Origin of the sequence: Thiobacter sp. AK1 (assembly GCF_039822265.1) — a bacterium.
Classification (GTDB): Bacteria; Pseudomonadota; Gammaproteobacteria; order Burkholderiales; family Thiobacteraceae; genus Thiobacter; species Thiobacter aerophilum.
The window spans coordinates 119,735-137,567 of sequence record NZ_JBAJEX010000002.1 but is presented as its reverse complement, the minus strand read 5'-3'; the positions used below and the strand labels follow the sequence as shown (position 1 = coordinate 137,567).

Sequence of the window (17,833 nt, the reverse complement as noted above, 5' to 3'; positions counted from 1 at the left end):
CTAGGAGAATCACCGTGGCCCGTAATACCGATCCCAAGTGCCGCCAGTGCCGCCGCGAGGGCGAAAAGCTGTTCCTTAAGGGTGAGAAGTGCTTCACCGACAAGTGTGCCATCGAGCGCCGGAGCTACGCCCCCGGTCAGCATGGTCAGCGCAGCGGCGCGCGCCTGTCCGACTACGGCAAACAGCTGCGCGAGAAGCAGAAGATGCGTCGCGTCTACGGCGTGCTGGAACGCCAGTTCCGCGGCTATTATTTCGAGGCCGACCGGCGCAAGGGCATCACCGGCGAGAACCTGCTGCAGCTACTGGAGAGTCGCCTCGACAACGTGGTCTATCGCATGGGTTTCGGCGCCTCCCGTGCCGAGGCGCGCCAGGTGGTGCGGCATAACGGCATCCTGGTGAACGGCAAGCGCGTGAACATCCCCTCCTATCTCGTGCGTCCGGGTGACGTGATCGAGGTGGCGGATCGTGCCAAGAACCAGCTGCGCATCAAAGCCGCCGTGGAAGCCGCGGAGGGCCGAGGCTTTCCGGAGTGGGTGTCGGTGGATACTAAGGCGCTGAAGGGCACGTTCAAGTCGCTGCCCGCCCGTTCCGATCTGCCGGCCACCATCAATGAGCATCTCGTGATCGAGCTTTACTCGAAGTAACCGCTTCTCAGGACATGGCTTCCCGGGCCTAGAGTGTCCGGGAGCTCGCTAAAGCTACGAGGACCCATCCATGCAAAGCAGCGCTACCGAATTCCTGAAGCCGCGTGTCGTCGATGTGGAGCAACTGTCGCCGCTGCGCGCCCGCGTCGTGATGGAGCCGTTCGAGCGCGGTTACGGGCATACGCTGGGCAACGCCCTGCGCCGCATCCTGCTCTCCTCCATGCCCGGTTATGCCATCACCCAGGTGAGAATCGATGGCGTGTTGCACGAGTATTCCGCCATCGAAGGCGTGCAGGAGGACGTGGTCGACATCCTGCTCAACCTCAAGGGGGTGGCCCTCAAGCTGCACAATCGTAGCGAGGCGACGCTGCGCCTGATGAAGAAAGGCAAGGGTGTAGTCACTGCTGGCGACATCCAGGCGACCCACGACGTGGAAATCATCAATCCAGACCATGTCATCGCTCACATTACAGGCAACACCGAGCTTAGCATGGAGCTCAAGGTGGAGCAGGGGCGGGGCTATCAGCCCGTGGCGTCGCGCCGTATCGAGGAGCAGGAACACACCATCGGCACCATCATGATGGATGCGTCCTTCAGCCCGGTGCGTCGCGTGAGTTACTCCGTGGAAAGCGCGCGTGTGGAACAGCGCACCGACCTGGACAAGCTGGTCATGGACATCGAAACCAACGGCGTGGTGGATCCGGAGGAAGCCGTGCGCTACGCCGCGCGCATCCTCATGGACCAGCTGTCCGTGTTTGCCGAACTGAAGGGCACGCCCAGCGTCACCGAGGCGCCCCGTGCGCCGGCCATCGATCCCATCCTGCTGCGTCCGGTGGACGATCTGGAGCTCACCGTGCGTTCCGCCAATTGTCTGAAGGCGGAGAACATCTACTACATCGGTGATCTGATCCAACGGACCGAGACCGAACTGCTCAAAACGCCCAACCTAGGCCGCAAGTCCCTCAACGAGATCAAGGACGTGCTTGCTTCCAAAGGGCTCACCCTCGGCATGCGCCTAGAGAATTGGCCGCCGCCTGGGCTTGAGCATCACGGCAAGTAAGCAGATACCCACAAGGATAGGCAATCATGCGTCACCGTCTAGGCAACCGCAAACTGAACCGAACCAGCAGCCACCGCCTGGCCATGCTGCGCAACATGACTAACTCGCTGCTGCGGCACGAGGTCATCAAGACCACGCTGCCCAAGGCCAAGGAACTGCGCCGCGTGGCCGAGCCGCTCATCACCCTCGGGAAGAAGCCGACGCTAGCCAATCGCCGCCTGGCTTTCAACCGCCTCCGTGACCGGGAGATGGTGGTGAAGCTGTTCGATGAACTGGGGCCGCGCTATCGCAACCGCCCGGGCGGTTATCTGCGCATTCTCAAGTGTGGCTTCCGCCAGGGAGACAATGCGCCCATGGCTTACGTAGAGCTTCTGGACCGGCCCGAGACGGCGGCCAAAGCCACGCCGGAAGGCGCTGCCGAGTAAAAGGGGCCCACGCAGGGCCGGTCAGGAAAAAACCGGGTGTAAGCCCGGTTTTTTTCATGGGTCCTCGCCGGCGCGTGCCTTGCAGGAGCTGAGCATGAGTGTGTTTCTGTTCACGGATTTCGGTGCCAGCGACCTCTACGTGGGGCAGGTCAAAGCGGTGTTTGCCCAGCAGGCGCCTGGCATTCCCGTGATCGACCTGCTCCATGAAGTGCCCGCCTATGACATCGAGGCCGGCGCCCATTTGCTCGCCGCCCTGGCGTCACGCTTTGCCGTGGGCGATGTCTGTCTGGCGGTGGTAGACCCGGGTGTAGGGGGCAGTCGCCGGCCAGCGGTGGTGCAGGCGGATGGCCGCTGGTTCGTCGGGCCCGACAATGGCCTAATGTCCGTGGTGATGAGCCGCGCGCGGGAACGGCGCATCTGGCACATCACCTGGCAGCCATCGCAACTCTCGGTGAGCTTCCATGGCCGTGATCTGTTCGCGCCCATGGCCGCGCGCCTGGCACGTCAGACCCTGGCCACAGAAGACCTGCAACCCGCGCCCACCCTGGACGTGCTGCTCGCGCCCGGGCCTGTCGCGCGCGTGATCTACGTGGACCATTACGGCAACTGCTTCACTGGCTTGCCGGCGGCCGGCCTGTCTGCCAAGAACTGGGTCGAATGCGGCCCGCACCGCATTCCTCACGGGCGCACCTTCTCGGCGGCGCCGTCTGGTCGCCCCTTCTGGTATGGCAACAGCATTGGTCTAGTGGAAATCGCGGTGCCCAAGGGACATGCTGCCCAGACCCTGGGCCTCAAGGTGGGCAGCGTGGTGCGCGTGCTGTAGGCGCTCACGCTCAGGGCGATGGGCCGAGCCAGCGCATCAAGGGCAGCGTGTTCGTCCCTTCACCCGCCCCCCCACTTTCAACGCGGCATCCCCCTGACTTGCGCGAAGTACAGCCTAACAGCGCACCGACACGAAGGCGATTTCGTCACCGTCGGCGATGGGCGTGCCCGTTTCGGCGAACCGCTTGTTGACGGTGATGCGCATGAGTCCAGTGGCAAAGGTCTTTTCCCACTGCCCGCCCCGGGCCCGCAACAGGGCCAGCAGGTCGGCCACGGTGGCAGTTTTGGGCGGTAGTTCGATTTCCTCGTAGGCCGTTCCCAGCTCGTCCACCAGGGCGGCGAAGTAATACAGTTTGATCATCGTCATCCCTCGAATGGTGGTGGTGTCACCTTGAGCACTTCTTCCGCCGTGGTGAGGCCGGCGGCCACCTTGGCCGCGCCGGCGGCGCGCAGGGCAGGCATCCCCTCGCGGTAGGCCGTCTCGCGCAGCCGGGGGAGATCGGTCTGAGGCGTCACGAGACGATCGACGGCCGGGCTCATGGTGAGGATTTCATAGACGCCAACACGACGGCGGTAGCCGGTCATGCGGCATGCCAGGCAACCATTGGGGCGGAACACGCGCACAGGCCTGGCGGCCTTCCAGGGGCGCGTGAGCTCGCTCCAGGTTTCGTCTGCAATGGTTCCCGGCTGCTTGCAATTGGGGCAGAGGGTGCGCACCAGCCGCTGGGCGAGCACCCCAGCAGGGTGGACTTGATGAGATAAGCGGGCACGCCCAGATCGAGCAGGCGGGTGATGGCGGAGGCCGCGTCGTTGGTGTGCAGGGTGGAAAGCACCAAATGCCCGGTGAGCGCCGCCTGAACCGCCATTTCTGCCGTCTCCAGATCCCGGATCACGCCCACCATGATGATGTCCGGATCCTGCCGCAGCAAAGTGCGGATGCCGGAGGCGAAGTTTAGGCCGATGGCTGGCTGCACCTGCATCTGATTGAACTGGGGCACCACCATCTCGATGGAATCTTTCACCGTGCACACGTTCGTCGATGCGGAAACGGACATGGGCGGCCTTGCGCCGGGGCTCGATGTGCATGTGGCTGGCACGCTGCTCGAAGGCATATTGCAGTAGCCAGTGGACGATGGGCACCACGCTCTGGCCGTTGGCGTCCGAAGTGCCCATGCGGCCCAGCGCCACTGGTTGTTCGAAGCCGGTGATGCCGCTGGCTGCGCCTTCATGGTCCTTGAGGCCGTGCTTGACGGACTGCACCAGGCTGTAGAGATCAGCAATGTAGCGCAGGATGTCGAGGGAATTGGCCACCACCCGCCGGATAGTCTTGCGCACCGCTTGTTCTACGCTGTTTTCCCACGCCCGCCACCAGGGCTCGGCTGTGCCGATTACCACCTCGCTGGCGCGGATCTCTACTGGCAGCACGCGGTCGCGTGAGGCATAGGCATGGGACATCACCTCGCTCACCGCCGCCACGTCCACCTTGAGCGGATCGATGGGGTAGTGTCCTGCCTTGGCCGCCGGCCATTGCGTGAGGAACGCAAGGCTTAGCGGCGTGTCGGCGGTGGCGCTGCGCCATTTCTGGGTTGCGATCACCACCAGCGCATGCCAGTCGCCTCGGGCGGCCCGGTGGGCCGTCGCCCGCTCCTGTGCCCGCTCGGGGGTGACGTGTCCGTCGGCGCGTAGCTCGTTAAGAACGGCGGCAAGGGTGAGTGGGCCCGGGGAAAAGGTGGACGCCGGCGCTGCGGCTTCGTGCTCGGATGCAGGAAGGCTCATGGCCTGCCTACGCTACGCAGGGGAGGTGGGCCTGTCAACCCGCCGCGAACATGGTGGCTTCTTGAGCTTTCCGAAAGTGGTTGACAGGCTGGGTCAGTCAAAGGTCATTCCCGCGCAAGCGGGAATCCAGAGTATTCTTGGCCATTTTCCGGACTCCCGCTTTCGCGGGGAAGACACAAAGGTGTCGCCTACTTGCGTCATGCTCAACAGGCGGCGCTTTAGCGCACGCCGGCAGGGGGTCTGGGACGTGTCGGCTCAGCGGCCGGCACTGGTCGGTCGGCGGGCTTGACGTCTCTTACCGTGGCATCCGGCTGGCTCCCGGGCGGGATGACGCGGGCCTCTCCCACGTACTCGCAATCCCGTGGCGTTCCGTTTCCGCCCGTGCAGCAAAACATCTCTCGCCGACGGCACAGAAGATAGTGAGTCTGCGCATCGGGTTTGCCAGCGAGGATGTCCGCCTGCATCCTGTCGATACAGGCTTTGGCCTTCTCGGAGCGCACCTGCTTGGGCGTGCAGCCATTGACCAGATCCTTGTTGGGTTTCGCCTCGACGAAACAGGGTGTGAGCGCCACCAGTAAGGCCCCGGTGAGGCCCAAGCCGGGCTTTTTGCCGAGGGCTGGCCAGATACGGTGTAAGCGGCCTGCTGGCAACGCTGTTGGCGGCGGTGCTTTCCAGGAACCGGTGTTCGGGCATGGGGCTCATGGATGTTCTCCCTTTGGCGACGTTGGCAACGGCCGCCGCTGACGGAGCGGCTTACGCGCCCCGTCGACGGGTATCAGGGGCAATCTCCGTTGATGAGATAGGGCAACGCGAGCGGCTCTGCATTGGTACCGGCGGGCGTAGGTGGCAGAGCGTTCCATGCCGCGACCCGGGCATCGGCCATGGCGGCGAGGTTACCGGCACAGACCGCGGTTGCACCTCGGGTGGTCGTGACAAGGGTGGCGATAAATAGAAGCTGGTTCATGGCAAACTCCTTTCTTGGTGGATCCGGCATTCCGGAACCTCGAGAGTGGCTCACTCGCCCGACGTCTCTGCATTGATGTCGGGCAGTTGCTGCGGATCCGGGACATTGGCCGCTTGCATCGCATCTTGGTCCGGTGCGCTTTACTTCGACTCGGCCCGAACCTGGGAATCGGATGGACGGTGAGTGGTTGGCGATTGGAAAGCGAGCTCGTCGTCCGACCCGCAGGCTTGGTTATCGATGGGCAGGATCAGAGCGGCGAGTGTCAGTGCAAGAAGCAGCGGTCTCATGGCGGGGCCCTCCATTCGCGGTTGCGATCCGCAATGGCAGTGTGGTGCACGCGCAGTGAAAAAACATCTGCCAAACGGCCAAGCCAAAAGGCAGAGCGCCCAGGGGGACTGCGCGTTGCATAGTGCCTCTGGCATAGGCCGGAGGCGAGATGCGCGCTCGGTCAGCGGCGCGCCAATACCTGCCGCAGATAGTGGCCGGTGTGGCTACCGGGTGTGTCGGCCACCTGCTCCGGCGTGCCTTCGGCGATGATGCGGCCGCCACCCTCGCCGCCTTCCGGGCCGAGGTCTATGATCCAGTCCGCGGTTTTGATCACGTCCAGGTTGTGCTCAATGATCACCACGGTGTTGCCATGGTCGCGCAGCCGGTGCACCACCGACAGGAGTAGTTCGATGTCCTGGAAATGCAGCCCGGTGGTGGGCTCGTCCAGAATGTAGAGGGTGCGGCCGGTATCGCGCTTGGATAGTTCTAGCGCCAGTTTCACACGCTGTGCCTCGCCGCCGGAAAGCGTGGTGGCGGACTGGCCCAGTGTGATGTAGCCCAGTCCCACGTCGAGCAGGGTCTGCAGTTTCTTGGCCACGGCAGGCACCGCCGCGAAGAAGTCATAGGCCTGCTCCACTGTCATTTCCAGCACGTCGTGGATGGTCAAGCCCTTGTAGCGGATCTCCAGCGTCTCGCGGTTGTAACGCTTGCCATGGCAGACATCACAGGGCACGTAAATGTCAGGCAGGAAATGCATCTCCACCTTGATCACGCCATCGCCCTGGCAGGCCTCGCAGCGCCCGCCCTTGACGTTGAAGGAGAAGCGACCGGGACCGTAGCCACGTTCACGCGCCTCGGGCACACCAGCGAACAACTCACGGATGGGCGTGAACAGACCGGTATAGGTGGCCGGATTGGAGCGCGGCGTGCGGCCGATGGGGCTCTGGTCGACGTCGATCACCTTATCGAAAAACTCAAGTCCGGCGATTTCATCGAAGGGTGCAGGCTCCAGCGTGGACCCATATAGATGCTGCGCAACTGCCGGATAGAGGGTGTCGTTGATGAGCGTGGATTTGCCCGAGCCGGACACGCCCGTGACGCAGGTGAGCACACCGACCGGCAGTTTTAGGGTGACGTTCCTCAGGTTATTTCCCCGTGCGCCCTTCAGCATGAGCCAGCGTTTGGGGTCTGGCTTGTGGCGCTTTTGCGGAATCGGGATGCACTTGCGCCCCGAGAGATATTGGCCGGTGAGGGAGTTGGGGTTGGCCTTGATTTCCTCTGGCGTGCCTTGGGCCACCACCTCCCCGCCATGCACGCCTGCGCCCGGGCCGATATCGATCACATGATCAGCGATGCTCATGGCTTCCTCGTCGTGCTCCACCACGATCACCGAATTTCCCAGATCGCGCAGATGGCGCAAGGTGGCCAATAGCCGACCGTTGTCCCGCTGGTGCAGGCCGATGGATGGCTCGTCCAGAACATACATCACCCCGGTGAGGCCGGAGCCGATCTGGGAGGCCAAACGAATGCGTTGCGCCTCTCCACCGGAGAGGGTTTCCGCCGAGCGGTCCAGCGACAGATAGTCGAGACCGACATTGGTGAGAAAGCGCATGCGTGCCACGATCTCTTTGATGATTCTGTCGGCGATGGCCTGGCGTGCGCCGGCAAGCTGCAGGTTTTCGAAGAACGGCAGCGCTTCCTTCAAAGGCATGCGGCTCACCTCGTAAATAGCCTTGCCTGCTACTTTGACGTGGCGTGCCTCGCGGCGCAGGCGCGTGCCGCCGCACTCGGGGCAGGGCTTGGTGTTGAGATACTTGGCGAGTTCCTCGCGCACGGTGAGCGAGTCGGTTTCCCGGTAGCGCCGCTCGAAGTTGTGCAGGATGCCTTCGAAGGGATGTTTGCGGGTGGTGAAACCACCGCGCTCCGCCAGATACTTGAAGGGGATCGCCTCCTGGCCGCTGCCGTAGAGCAGGATGTTCTGGATGCGCTTGGGTAAATCCTCGAAGGGCGTTTCCAGATCGAAACCGTAGTGCATGGCCAGGCTTTGCAGCATCTGGAAATAAAACTGGTTGCGCCTATCCCAGCCCTTGATCGCGCCAGAAGCCAGCGAGAGATGGGGAAAGGCTACCACCCGCTTGGGATCGAAGAAGCTGACGCTGCCCAGCCCATCGCACTTGGGGCAGGCACCCATGGGGTTGTTGAAGGAGAATAGACGCGGCTCCAGTTCCGCCAGCGCGTAGTCGCAGATGGGGCAGGCGAACTTTGCCGAGAACAAATGTTCCCGCCTGCTGTCCATTTCCACGGCGATGGCACGGCCATCGGCGTGGCGCAGCGCGGTCTCGAAGGATTCCGCCAGGCGTTGCTTCACCTCTGGGCGCACCTTGAGCCGGTCCACCACCACCTCGATGGTGTGTTTCTTGTTTTTGTCCAGCTTGGGCAGGGCGTCGATCTCGTGGGTCTTGCCGTCGATGCGCAGGCGCACGAAGCCCTGGGCGCGTAGCTCGTCGAAGAGCTCCACATGTTCGCCCTTGCGGCCGGTGACCACCGGTGCCAGGATCATGAGCTTGGTGTCTTCCGGCAGGGCGAGCACGTGATCCACCATCTGGGACACGGTTTGGGCCGCCAACAGCACGTCGTGTTGGGGGCAGTAGGGATCGCCCACGCGGGCGTAGAGCAGGCGCAGATAATCGTGGATCTCGGTGACCGTTCCCACCGTGGAGCGTGGGTTGTGGGAGGTGGCCTTCTGCTCGATGGAGATTGCGGGTGACAAGCCCTCGATCAGGTCCACGTCCGGCTTTTCCATCATCTGCAGGAACTGACGCGCGTAGGCTGAGAGGGATTCCACGTAGCGGCGCTGCCCCTCGGCGTAGAGGGTATCGAAGGCCAGTGAGGACTTGCCGGATCCCGATAGCCCTGTGATCACCACCAGACGGTTGCGTGGAATATCGAGATTGATGTTTTTCAGGTTGTGGGTGCGGGCGCCACGAATCTTGATGAATTCCATGACAGGTCGTGTTCTCGCTGACGTGAGCGCCCGGAGCGCGCGGGCGAACCTGCTAATATACGCACTTTTTCCGCCTCTCTCCATTCCGGATCAGCCATGACCGATAGCGAACGCATGTCTGCCTTCGAGCTGAAGTCGGCAGTGAGTCTCGCCAGCATCTACGGGCTGCGCATGTTGGGTATGTTCCTCATCCTGCCCGTGTTCGTGTTCTATGCGGAGCACGAACTGGCGGCGAACCACACCCAGGCGGGGCTTGCGTTAGGTATCTATGGTCTCACCCAGGCCGCGCTGCAACTGCCCTTCGGCATGGCCTCGGACCGCTGGGGACGCAAGCGGGTGATCTACTTCGGGCTCGCCCTATTCGCTCTGGGCAGCTTCATCGCAGCTATCTCCCATGACATACGCCTCACCATCCTAGGACGCGCCATCCAGGGTTCAGGCGCCATTTCCGCAGCCGTCACGGCCTTGCTCGCCGACCTCACCCGGGAGGAACACCGCACCAAAGCGATGGCCATGATTGGCGGCACCATTGGCGTCACCTTCGCCGTCTCCCTGATCGCCGGCCCGGCCTTCTACCACTGGATCGGCGTGCCAGGCATCTTCGCCATGACCGGTGTGCTCGCCCTGCTGGCCATGGCCGTGGTGCGCTTCGTCGTGCCCAATCCTCGCATCACGCGCTTCCACTCCGACACCGAGGCCACCCCTGCTCGGCTCAAGGACGTGCTGAAAAACGTGGAGCTGTTGCGCCTCAACTTTGGCATCTTTGCCCTGCATGCCGCGCAGATGGCGCTGTTCGTGGTGATTCCCTTGGCCCTCAAGAAGGCCGGCAACATCGACCAAAATCACCACTGGATGATCTATCTGCCCATCATGGTGCTGTCCTTCGTGCTCATGGTGCCGGCGATCATATACGGCGAGAAAAAGTTCAAGCTCAAGGAAATCTTCGTCGCTGCCATCGCCCTGATGCTGGTCACGCAACTATTCCTCGCGGGCTTGATCGACGACTTCCGAGCGCTGCTCGTCTTGCTCACCGCCTACTTCGTCTCTTTCAACCTGCTGGAAGCTACCCTGCCTTCCCTCATTTCCAAGATCGCTCCGGCTTCGGCCAAGGGCACGGCAATCGGGGTGTATAATGCTGCCCAATCCTTTGGCATGTTCCTCGGCGGCGCGATGGGCGGTGCCCTCTCTCAGCATTATGGCCCTTCCGCTGTGTTCCTGTTCTGCAGCCTGCTGATCGGCATTTGGCTGATCGCTGCCAGTCGCATGCAGCGTCCTCCCGCGGTGCGCACCCGCTTGTTCCACGTGCGGGAGATGGAGCCCGTGCAAGCCGCCGAGCTGGCCCGGCGCCTGGCTGCGCTGGGGGGCGTGGCGGAAGCCGTGGTGGTGGGCGAGGAAGGCGTGGCCATCCTCAAGGTGGACCAGCGCGGTTGGGATGAAGCGGGCGTGATGAAATTGATCGAGGAGGAACGAGAGCATGGCGTCAGTCAATAAAGTCATCCTGATCGGCAACCTGGGAGCCGATCCGGAAGTGCGCTACATGCCCAGCGGCGATGCCATCACCAGCATCCGGGTGGCCACCACCGACACCTGGAAGGACAAGAACGGCGAGAAGCAGGAACGCACCGAGTGGCACCGGGTCGTATTTTTCGGCAAGACCGCCGAGATCGCGGGTGAGTATTTGAAGAAAGGCAGCCAGGTCTATGTCGAGGGCCGGCTGCAAACCCGCAAGTGGCAAGACAAAGATGGGCAAGACCGCTACACGACCGAGATCGTCGCCGACCGCATGCAGATGCTGGGCTCGCGCGGCGCGGCCGGCGGCGCAAGCCTTGAGGCGCAAGACCGTCCGCCAGCGGCGGCCCAGGCCGCTGCCAGCAAGCCCGCGAAAAAAGGCGGTGACTTCGAGGACTTCGAGGACGACATTCCCTTCTAGGGACGGTTGCCTGGCCCGCGTGCCGTCCCGTTGGCCGTCCAGCCAGCGCTTGAGCGCGCGCCATGGGCGGCGCTTGGGCAGCGATCCGCGCGGTTGCCGTGAAGTGATCGCGGCTAAAGCCGCTCCCACAAGCTCATCTCACAACTTGCTTCCACAGGACTTTCCGAGCAAAGGCTCTTGCCATCCGTCATTCCCGGTGCCGTAGGCGGCCCGGAATTCAGTAAAGCGGCGCGTGGGGGCGGGATTTCCGCTTGCGCCGGCGGAAGCTGATCCAGGCCCGTTGGATGGGATTCTCTCTCTTCGCAGGAAAGGCGCCTTGCTGGCCACCCGCACAAAGCCGGCCATCCGTGGGCGTTGTCCCCGCTGCCATAGCGCCCAAGGACGAAGACCTAACGGCTCGGCGTCTGGCCTTGCCTTTCTGCCCCTGCGGTAAAGTTGGCGCCGACCACGCCGATATAGTGATCAGGCGTGTCGTGGCGCAAAAGCATGATCGAGCGGCCTCTCAAGGATGTCACCGCCTGGGTGCAGTATTTCGAACAGGTGGACGTGCCGGTGCTGAAACGCACCGTGGAGACGCTCGCCCATTTCCAGGCCCATGAGGATGATCTGGATGCGCGGGAGCTGGCCGATGCGATCATGCACGATCCCCTGATGACCCTGCGGGTGCTGCGCTTCCTGCAAGTGCACCACAGCCGGCGCGTAAGCCGCGAGATCACCACTATCGCCCATGCGCTCATGATGGTGGGCACCACGCCCTTCTTCCAGCATTTCTCGAAGCTACCGGTGGTGGAAGATGTGCTCAAGGATCAGGTGGCGGGGCTCACCGGATTGCGCCGCGCCATGAGCCGCGCGCGGCATGCGGCGCTGTTTGCCCAGGATTGGGCGGTGCTGCGCCACGACATCGAGTCGGACGAGGTGATGATCGCGGCCCTGCTACGGGATCTGGCGGAGATGCTCATGTGGTGTTTCGCGCCGCGTCTGATGATGACGGTACGAGCGCTGATGCAGCGGGAGAAGGGAATGCGTAGCGCTGATGCGCAGAAGCGGGTGTTGGGCTTTCGCGGTATCGAGCTGCAGCTGGCATTGGTCCGTGCCTGGCATCTGCCGCAGCTTTTGCAGACCCTGATGGATGAGGACCACGCCGATCATCCGCGGGTGAAGAACGTGGCCCTGGCGGTGCGGCTTTCGCGGCATCTCGCCAATGGCTGGGATGATCCGGCGCTGCCGGACGATTATCGGGACATCGCCGAGTTCCTCCACCTGCCGGAGGAAGCGGTGCGCGCACGCATCCTCAAGACCGCGCTGTTGGCGGCGCGCAGCTGGACCTGGTATGGGGTACCTCCGGTCGCGGCGGGCCTGCCCCTGATCGCGGCCGCTAAGTCTTGAGTTCGGCGATCACCGGGGCGTGGTCGGAGGGACGTTCCAGCTTGCGCAGCTCGCGCTCGATGCTGCAGCTCGCGCAGCTTCGCGCCAAGGGTTCCGACAGGAGGATGTGGTCGATGCGCAGCCCATGGTTTCGGCGGAAGGCCATCATCCGGTAGTCCCACCAGGTGAAGGACTTTTCGGGCTGCTCGAACAGCCGGAAGGCGTCCTTGAAACCCAGCGCCAGAAGATCGCGGAAAGCGGCCCGCTCCGGCTCGGAGAATAGGACATGGCCTTCCCACAGGGCTGGGTCATGCACGTCCCGCGGCTCCGGCGCGATGTTGAAATCGCCTAGCAGGGCCATGTTCGGGTGGCGTGCCAATTCCAGGCGCAGCCACTGGGCGAGGGCCGCGAGCCATTTTAGCTTGTAGGCATACTTGTCGGAGCCCACCGCCTGACCGTTGGGCACGTACAGGCAGACGAAGCGGATGCCTGCTATCGTGCTCGCCAGCACCCGCTTCTGGTCGTCGCTAAAGCCCGGGATGCCGACGCTGACGTCGGACTGGGGCGTGCGGCTCAAGATGGCCACGCCGTTGTAAGTCTTCTGGCCGGCGAACACCGACTCGTAGCCGGCCTCCTGCAGAGCCTTTACGGGAAAGGCATGATCCTCCAGCTTGGTTTCCTGCAGGCAGACGACGTGCGGGGCCGCGCGCTCGAGCCAGTCCAACAACTGGGGCAGGCGAACCTTGAGGGAGTTGACATTCCAGGTGGCGATCTTCATGGGGAAGGCGGCATGCACCGCCCCGGTCAAGGGGCCGGCTGGGTGGCGGCTGGGGCGTCCTTGGGTAGGGGCGGTTCCTTGTAGCCGTGGGGTCGGCTCTTCGGGTAGCCGGCGGCGTCCAGGGCGACGTCCCAGGCCGCGGCGTCATAGCCCGTGAGCCGGCGCTTGCCCACCACCAGCACCGGCACCTGGGGCGAGCCCACCAGCTTGGAGAGGGCCTCGGCATCCGCCTGGTTGGCCGCCGGATTGCGCACGGTGTAGGGAATCCCCCGCCGGCTCAGATGGGCACGTGCCTGGTTGCAGGGGTCGCCGCAGTCGGAGACGAACAGGGTAACGGGAAAGGCTGCGGCGGCGCGCCGGGTGGCATAGGGCAGGTCGCCCCCCGAGGCCGTGTTGGTGGGCATGCGCTTTTCTTCCACCTGGCGTGCGTTGGGGGGCGGCGGGGCGTCGCTGTAATGCACGCGGCCTTCGCGGTCCACCCAGCGGTAGAGCTCGCCGGCGCTGACCGCAGCCGCTGCGAAAAAGAAGAGAACAAGCAAGGATCGCATCAAATGCGGAGTCCGTTTAGACGCTTCCGATAATACGCTTCATGGACGCCGATGCCCACCAGGGCGCCCAGCAGGAAGCCGAGTCCACCCGCCACCCAAACCTGGGGGAAAGCCCTTTTCGCCTCTTGCGGCGCGGCCTTGGGCGTGCTTGGCTCGCCAGGGGACAGGGGCTCGGCAGGGGCCGGGTGGGGCGCGGACTGCGGGCTCGCCGGCAGGGGCGCAGGCGCAACCACCAGCAGGCGCAGGGGCAGCCAGCCCGTCTCCCCAGTCTGGGTGCGCACGTGGGCGAGGGAGCCTTCGGTTTCCAGTACCTCGATGGGCGCGGCCGGTGGCAGCACGCGCACGACGCGAGCCCCTTCCGTCTTGTCGGCTCGTAGATTCACATGGCTGCCTGGCGCGACCTTGGCCTCTATAGCCCACAGGCTCGGGGCGACGCTCAAAAGCAGGGCAAGGACAATGCACCGCATATGCGAAAATCCCCCTTTTCTCGGGCCAGGCCTAGGCCGGATTTTCCACGAGCTGGGCTCTGGGTTCAATGACGACGTCACGGGGACGACGTCTCGGCCCACCGGGCGCCCATGTCCAGGGAATCGGCGACCTGGCGCATTTTCTTGAGACTTCACGATGCAAAGCGGACGCTGGGAATTCTGGATCGACCGCGGCGGCACCTTCACCGACATCGTCGCGCGCCGTCCCGATGGCACCCTGGTGACTCACAAGCTTCTGTCCGAGAACCCGCGCCAGTACCGCGACGCGGCCTTGGCGGGGATCCGCCAGCTGATGGGCCTCACGCCGGATGCGCCCCTGCCCCAGGAGGCCATCGGCGCGCTCAAGATGGGTACCACCCTGGGCACCAATGCCCTGCTCACGCGGCGCGGGGCGCGGGTGGCACTGGTGATCACGGCGGGTTTCGGCGATGCCCTCATCATTGGCGACCAGAGCCGGCCCGACATTTTCGCCCTGCGCATCGAGCGGCCAGCGCCCCTGTTTGAGCGGGTGATCGAGGCTCGGGAGCGTGTGGCGGCCAGCGGGGAGGTGGTCGTGCCCCTGGACGAAGCGCAACTCGCCGACGAGCTCAAAGAGGCGCGCGCGGCGGGCATCGAGGCGGTGGCCATTGTATTCGCCCATGGCTATCGCCATCCCGCGCATGAGGCCCGCGCCGCCCGCATTGCCCGGGCGCTGGGCTTTTGCCATGTGGCGGTGTCCCATGAGGTGAGTCCCGTGATCAAGCTGGTGGCACGCGGCGACACCACACTAGTGGACGCCTATCTGACGCCGGTGCTCGCCCACTACGTGGCGAGCATACGCACCGCCCTGCCAAAGACACAGGTGCTGTTCATGCAATCCCATGGCGGACTCGTTCAGGCGGAAGCCTTCCGTGGTCGGGACTGCTTGTTGTCGGGGCCGGCGGGGGGCATCGCCGGGGCAGTGAAAACCGCGGCCCAGGCGGGTCTGGCCAAACTCATCACCTTCGACATGGGGGGCACCTCCACCGATGTGGCCCATTACGACGGGCAGTTGGAACGTGGTTTCGAAACGGAAGTGGCCGGCTACCGGGTGCGGGTACCCATGTTGGCGATCCACACGGTGGCGGCGGGGGGCGGTTCCATCCTGCATTTCGATGGCCGACGCCTTCTGGTGGGCCCGGATTCCGCGGGTGGGAAGCCCGGTCCCGCCTGCTACCGGAACGGCGGCCCGCTGACGGTGACCGACGCCAACTTGTTCCTCGGGCGGCTGCAAGCGCGCTATTTCCCCCGGGTGTTCGGGCCGGACGGTGATGGGCCCTTAGACGAGGACGTGGTGCGCCGGGGCTTCGCGGCCCTCGCCGAACGGGTGAGTGCCAGTGGCACTACGCGCAATCCCGAAGCAGTGGCCGAGGGTTTTCTCGCGGTGGCGGTGGAGAACATGGCCCAGGCGATTCGACGCATCACCCTGGAGCGGGGCCATGATCCCGCTGAGTACACCCTGTGCTGCTTCGGGGGCGCAGGGGGTCAGCTGGTTTGCCGGGTGGCAGATGCGCTGGGGATGACCCGCGTTTTCCTGCATCCCTTGGCCGGGGTGCTCTCCGCCTATGGCATGGGGTTGGCGGACCAGCGCCTCGTGCTGGAGCGAGCGGTGGAAGTGAAGCTTGAAGAAGCCATACTGCCTGAGCTTGGCAACACGATCGCCACCCTGGCGCAGCGGGGCCGGGACGCGCTCGCAGAGCAGGGCGTACAAGCTGTTCGCATCCTGAGCGAGGCGCAGCTCGCCCTCAAGTATGCCGGCACCGACACTACCCTGCCGGTGGCCTGGGGAACGCTTTCTGCCATGCGCGCGGCCTTCGAGGCGGCTTATCGGCGGCTGTTCGGTTTCGTTGAGACTGACGCCCCCATCCAGGTGGAGGCGGTGCGGGTGGAAGTGGTGGGCGAAGTGCCGCCGCCCGCGCTGGCGGTGGCAGCGCCGGCGGGCAACGGTCGCGCCCATGCAAACGCCCGTCTTTACACGGACGGGCGCTGGCAGACGGTGCCTCTCTACTCTCGAGAAGACCTTTGTGCCGGGCAGCACATCGCGGGGCCGGCACTTTTGATCGAACCCACTTCCACCCTGGTGATCGAGGCGGGTTGGCAGGTCGCGGTGGGGATGGGGGGCGAACTTATGCTGACGCGCGTGGCGAGTCGGCAAGACGGTGGTGGCGCGCCTGCCCTGAGCGGCCCTGATCCGGTGGCGCTGGAACTCTTCAACCGGCGCTTCATGGCCATCGCCGAAGAGATGGGGGTGGCGCTCAAGCAAACCGCCCATTCGGTGAACATCAAGGAACGGCTGGATTTCTCCTGTGCCATCTTCAACCGCAGAGGCGAACTGATCGCCAACGCCCCTCACATTCCGGTGCATCTGGGCTCCATGGGGGATGCTGTGTGTGCGGTGCGGGAACGCTTTGCCACCAGCATGCGTCCGGGGCAAGTGTTCCTAATCAACTCGCCCTACCACGGCGGCACCCACCTGCCGGACATCACTGTGGTCACGCCGGTATGGGACGATGAGGGGCGAGAAGTGTGGTTCTACACCGCTTCCCGTGGCCATCATGCCGACGTGGGCGGGATTACGCCCGGCTCCATGCCGCCGACGAGCCGCAGAATCGAGGAGGAAGGCGTGTGGACGCCGGGCCTGACCATCGTCGCCGATGGCCGTTTCTTGGAGGAGGACGTGCGGGCCTGGCTCACCGGCGCGTCCTATCCCGCGCGCGATCCGGCGCAAAACCTGGCGGATCTCAAGGCGCAAATCGCCGCCAACGAGAAGGGCGCGCAAAAGTTGCGGGCGCTGGTGGCACGCCATGGGCTGGAAATGGTCGAGGCCTACATGGAGCACACCCTGGACCTGGGCGAGGCGGCGGTGCGCGAAGCCATTGCTGGGCTCAATTGCGGCCGTTTTGAACTCATGATGGACAGCGGCGCGCGCATCGTCGTGAGTATCACCATCGACCGAGCGCGAGGCGAGGCGATGATCGACTTCACCGGTACTTCGCGCCAGCAACCGGACAATTTCAACGCGCCCGCCTCGATCGTGCGCGCGGCGGTGCTCTATGTGTTCCGTACCCTGGTGCGCCGCGCCATTCCCTTGAACGCAGGCTGCCTGCGGCCGCTGACGCTGCGCATCCCGGCGGGTTCCCTGCTTGATCCGCGTCCGCCCGCGGCGGTGGTGGCGGGCAACGTGGAGACCTCCCAGGCCATCGTCGATGCGTTGCTTAGCGCCTTGGGCGTGCTTGCCGCTTCCCAGGGCACCATGAACAACCTGAGCTTTGGTGATGACAAGCGCCAGTATTACGAAACCATCTGCGGCGGGGCCGGTGCGGGCCCCGATTTCGACGGCGCGCATGCGGTGCAGACCCACATGACCAATTCCCGTATGACGGACCTGGAAGTGCTGGAAAACCGCTTCCCGGTGCGGGTGGAAACCTTTGCCATCCGCCGCGGAAGCGGCGGCGTGGGACGCAATCGGGGTGGCGATGGCGTGTTGCGACGCATCCGCTTTCTTGCCCCCATGCAGGCGGCGATTCTTTCCCAGCGCCGGGGCATCCCGCCCTTTGGCCTCGCCGGTGGCGGTGCGGGACGGGTGGGAGAGAACCGTTTGATCCGCGCCGATGGCCAGGTGGTGACGCTTGCGGCCTGCGCCGAGGTGAGTGTCGCCGCGGGTGATTGCTTGGAAATTGCCACGCCAGGCGGCGGGGGCTATGGCCTATGCGCGGGCGAATGAGCGCGCCAAGCCGTGATTGG

General features: G+C 64.4%; 15 protein-coding genes and 2 pseudogenes. 8 read left to right on the top strand and 9 right to left on the bottom strand.

Annotated elements, in window-relative coordinates:
- The first annotated feature begins 14 nt into the window (after positions 1–14).
- The 4 genes from rpsD to V6E02_RS03955 all read left to right on the top strand — a co-directional run bounded on the left by rpsD (position 15) and on the right by V6E02_RS03955 (position 2,952).
- Complete coding sequence (rpsD, locus tag V6E02_RS03970; RefSeq protein WP_347307381.1) at positions 15–644, top strand: 30S ribosomal protein S4; 630 nt, start codon at positions 15–17, stop codon at positions 642–644.
- 70 nt (positions 645–714) lie between these two features.
- On the top strand, positions 715–1,704 hold the full coding sequence (locus V6E02_RS03965) for a DNA-directed RNA polymerase subunit alpha (protein ID WP_347307378.1): 990 nt from the start codon (positions 715–717) through the stop codon (positions 1,702–1,704).
- A gap of 26 nt (positions 1,705–1,730) precedes the next feature.
- A complete protein-coding gene (gene rplQ, locus V6E02_RS03960) occupies positions 1,731–2,129 on the top strand; it encodes a 50S ribosomal protein L17 (protein WP_347307376.1) in 399 nt (132 codons plus the stop codon).
- A gap of 94 nt (positions 2,130–2,223) precedes the next feature.
- The gene (locus tag V6E02_RS03955) at positions 2,224–2,952 is read left to right on the top strand and encodes an SAM hydrolase/SAM-dependent halogenase family protein (protein ID WP_347307374.1); all 729 of its coding nucleotides are present in this window, start codon (positions 2,224–2,226) and stop codon (positions 2,950–2,952) included.
- Positions 2,953–3,066: 114 nt separating this feature from the next.
- Here V6E02_RS03955 and V6E02_RS03950 read toward each other — a convergent pair whose 3' ends face one another.
- From V6E02_RS03950 to uvrA, 6 genes and pseudogenes are all read right to left on the bottom strand, one after another.
- Positions 3,067–3,312 carry a MoaD/ThiS family protein gene (locus tag V6E02_RS03950; protein ID WP_347307372.1) on the bottom strand — a complete coding sequence of 82 codons (246 nt, stop codon included), beginning with the start codon at positions 3,310–3,312 and terminating at the stop codon, positions 3,067–3,069.
- 2 nt (positions 3,313–3,314) lie between these two features.
- Positions 3,315–3,931 (bottom strand): annotated as a pseudogene (locus V6E02_RS13035) (GspE/PulE family protein).
- A 292-nt stretch (positions 3,932–4,223) separates the two neighbouring features.
- Positions 4,224–4,727: pseudogene (locus tag V6E02_RS03940) on the bottom strand (GspE/PulE/PilB domain-containing protein); the annotation flags it as partial.
- Positions 4,728–4,945: 218 nt separating this feature from the next.
- A complete protein-coding gene (locus V6E02_RS03935; RefSeq protein ID WP_347307370.1) occupies positions 4,946–5,323 on the bottom strand; it encodes a hypothetical protein in 378 nt (125 codons plus the stop codon).
- A 179-nt stretch (positions 5,324–5,502) separates the two neighbouring features.
- Positions 5,503–5,691 (bottom strand): hypothetical protein, encoded by a 189-nt coding sequence (locus tag V6E02_RS03930; RefSeq protein WP_347307368.1) that lies wholly within the window; start codon positions 5,689–5,691, stop codon positions 5,503–5,505.
- Between the two features lie 448 nt (positions 5,692–6,139).
- Positions 6,140–8,962 (bottom strand): excinuclease ABC subunit UvrA, encoded by a 2,823-nt coding sequence (uvrA, locus tag V6E02_RS03925; protein ID WP_347307366.1) that lies wholly within the window; start codon positions 8,960–8,962, stop codon positions 6,140–6,142.
- Positions 8,963–9,058: 96 nt separating this feature from the next.
- Here uvrA and V6E02_RS03920 point away from each other — a divergent pair, with 96 nt between their 5' ends.
- From V6E02_RS03920 to V6E02_RS03910, 3 genes are all read left to right on the top strand, one after another.
- Complete coding sequence (locus V6E02_RS03920; protein WP_347307364.1) at positions 9,059–10,453, top strand: MFS transporter; 1,395 nt, start codon at positions 9,059–9,061, stop codon at positions 10,451–10,453.
- Entirely contained in the window at positions 10,437–10,892 is a 456-nt protein-coding gene (gene ssb, locus V6E02_RS03915) for a single-stranded DNA-binding protein (RefSeq protein WP_347307362.1), read from the top strand. Before V6E02_RS03920 ends, ssb begins: the two co-directional genes overlap by 17 nt.
- A gap of 486 nt (positions 10,893–11,378) precedes the next feature.
- Entirely contained in the window at positions 11,379–12,278 is a 900-nt protein-coding gene (locus V6E02_RS03910) for an HDOD domain-containing protein (protein WP_347307360.1), read from the top strand.
- Here the strand turns inward: V6E02_RS03910 and xth are convergent.
- From xth to V6E02_RS03895, 3 genes are read right to left on the bottom strand one after another with little or no spacing between them, the layout of a single operon-like run.
- A complete protein-coding gene (gene xth / locus V6E02_RS03905; RefSeq protein WP_347307358.1) occupies positions 12,268–13,035 on the bottom strand; it encodes an exodeoxyribonuclease III in 768 nt (255 codons plus the stop codon). The genes V6E02_RS03910 and xth overlap by 11 nt on opposite strands.
- 26 nt (positions 13,036–13,061) lie before the next feature.
- Complete coding sequence (locus tag V6E02_RS03900) at positions 13,062–13,583, bottom strand: glutaredoxin family protein (protein WP_347307356.1); 522 nt, start codon at positions 13,581–13,583, stop codon at positions 13,062–13,064.
- Positions 13,583–14,050 carry an SH3 domain-containing protein gene (locus V6E02_RS03895; RefSeq protein ID WP_347307354.1) on the bottom strand — a complete coding sequence of 156 codons (468 nt, stop codon included), beginning with the start codon at positions 14,048–14,050 and terminating at the stop codon, positions 13,583–13,585. Before V6E02_RS03895 ends, V6E02_RS03900 begins: the two co-directional genes overlap by 1 nt.
- A gap of 157 nt (positions 14,051–14,207) precedes the next feature.
- Between V6E02_RS03895 and V6E02_RS03890 the strand changes: the two genes are divergently transcribed.
- The gene (locus V6E02_RS03890) at positions 14,208–17,813 is read left to right on the top strand and encodes a hydantoinase B/oxoprolinase family protein (protein WP_347307352.1); all 3,606 of its coding nucleotides are present in this window, start codon (positions 14,208–14,210) and stop codon (positions 17,811–17,813) included.
- Positions 17,814–17,833 lie beyond the last annotated feature (20 nt).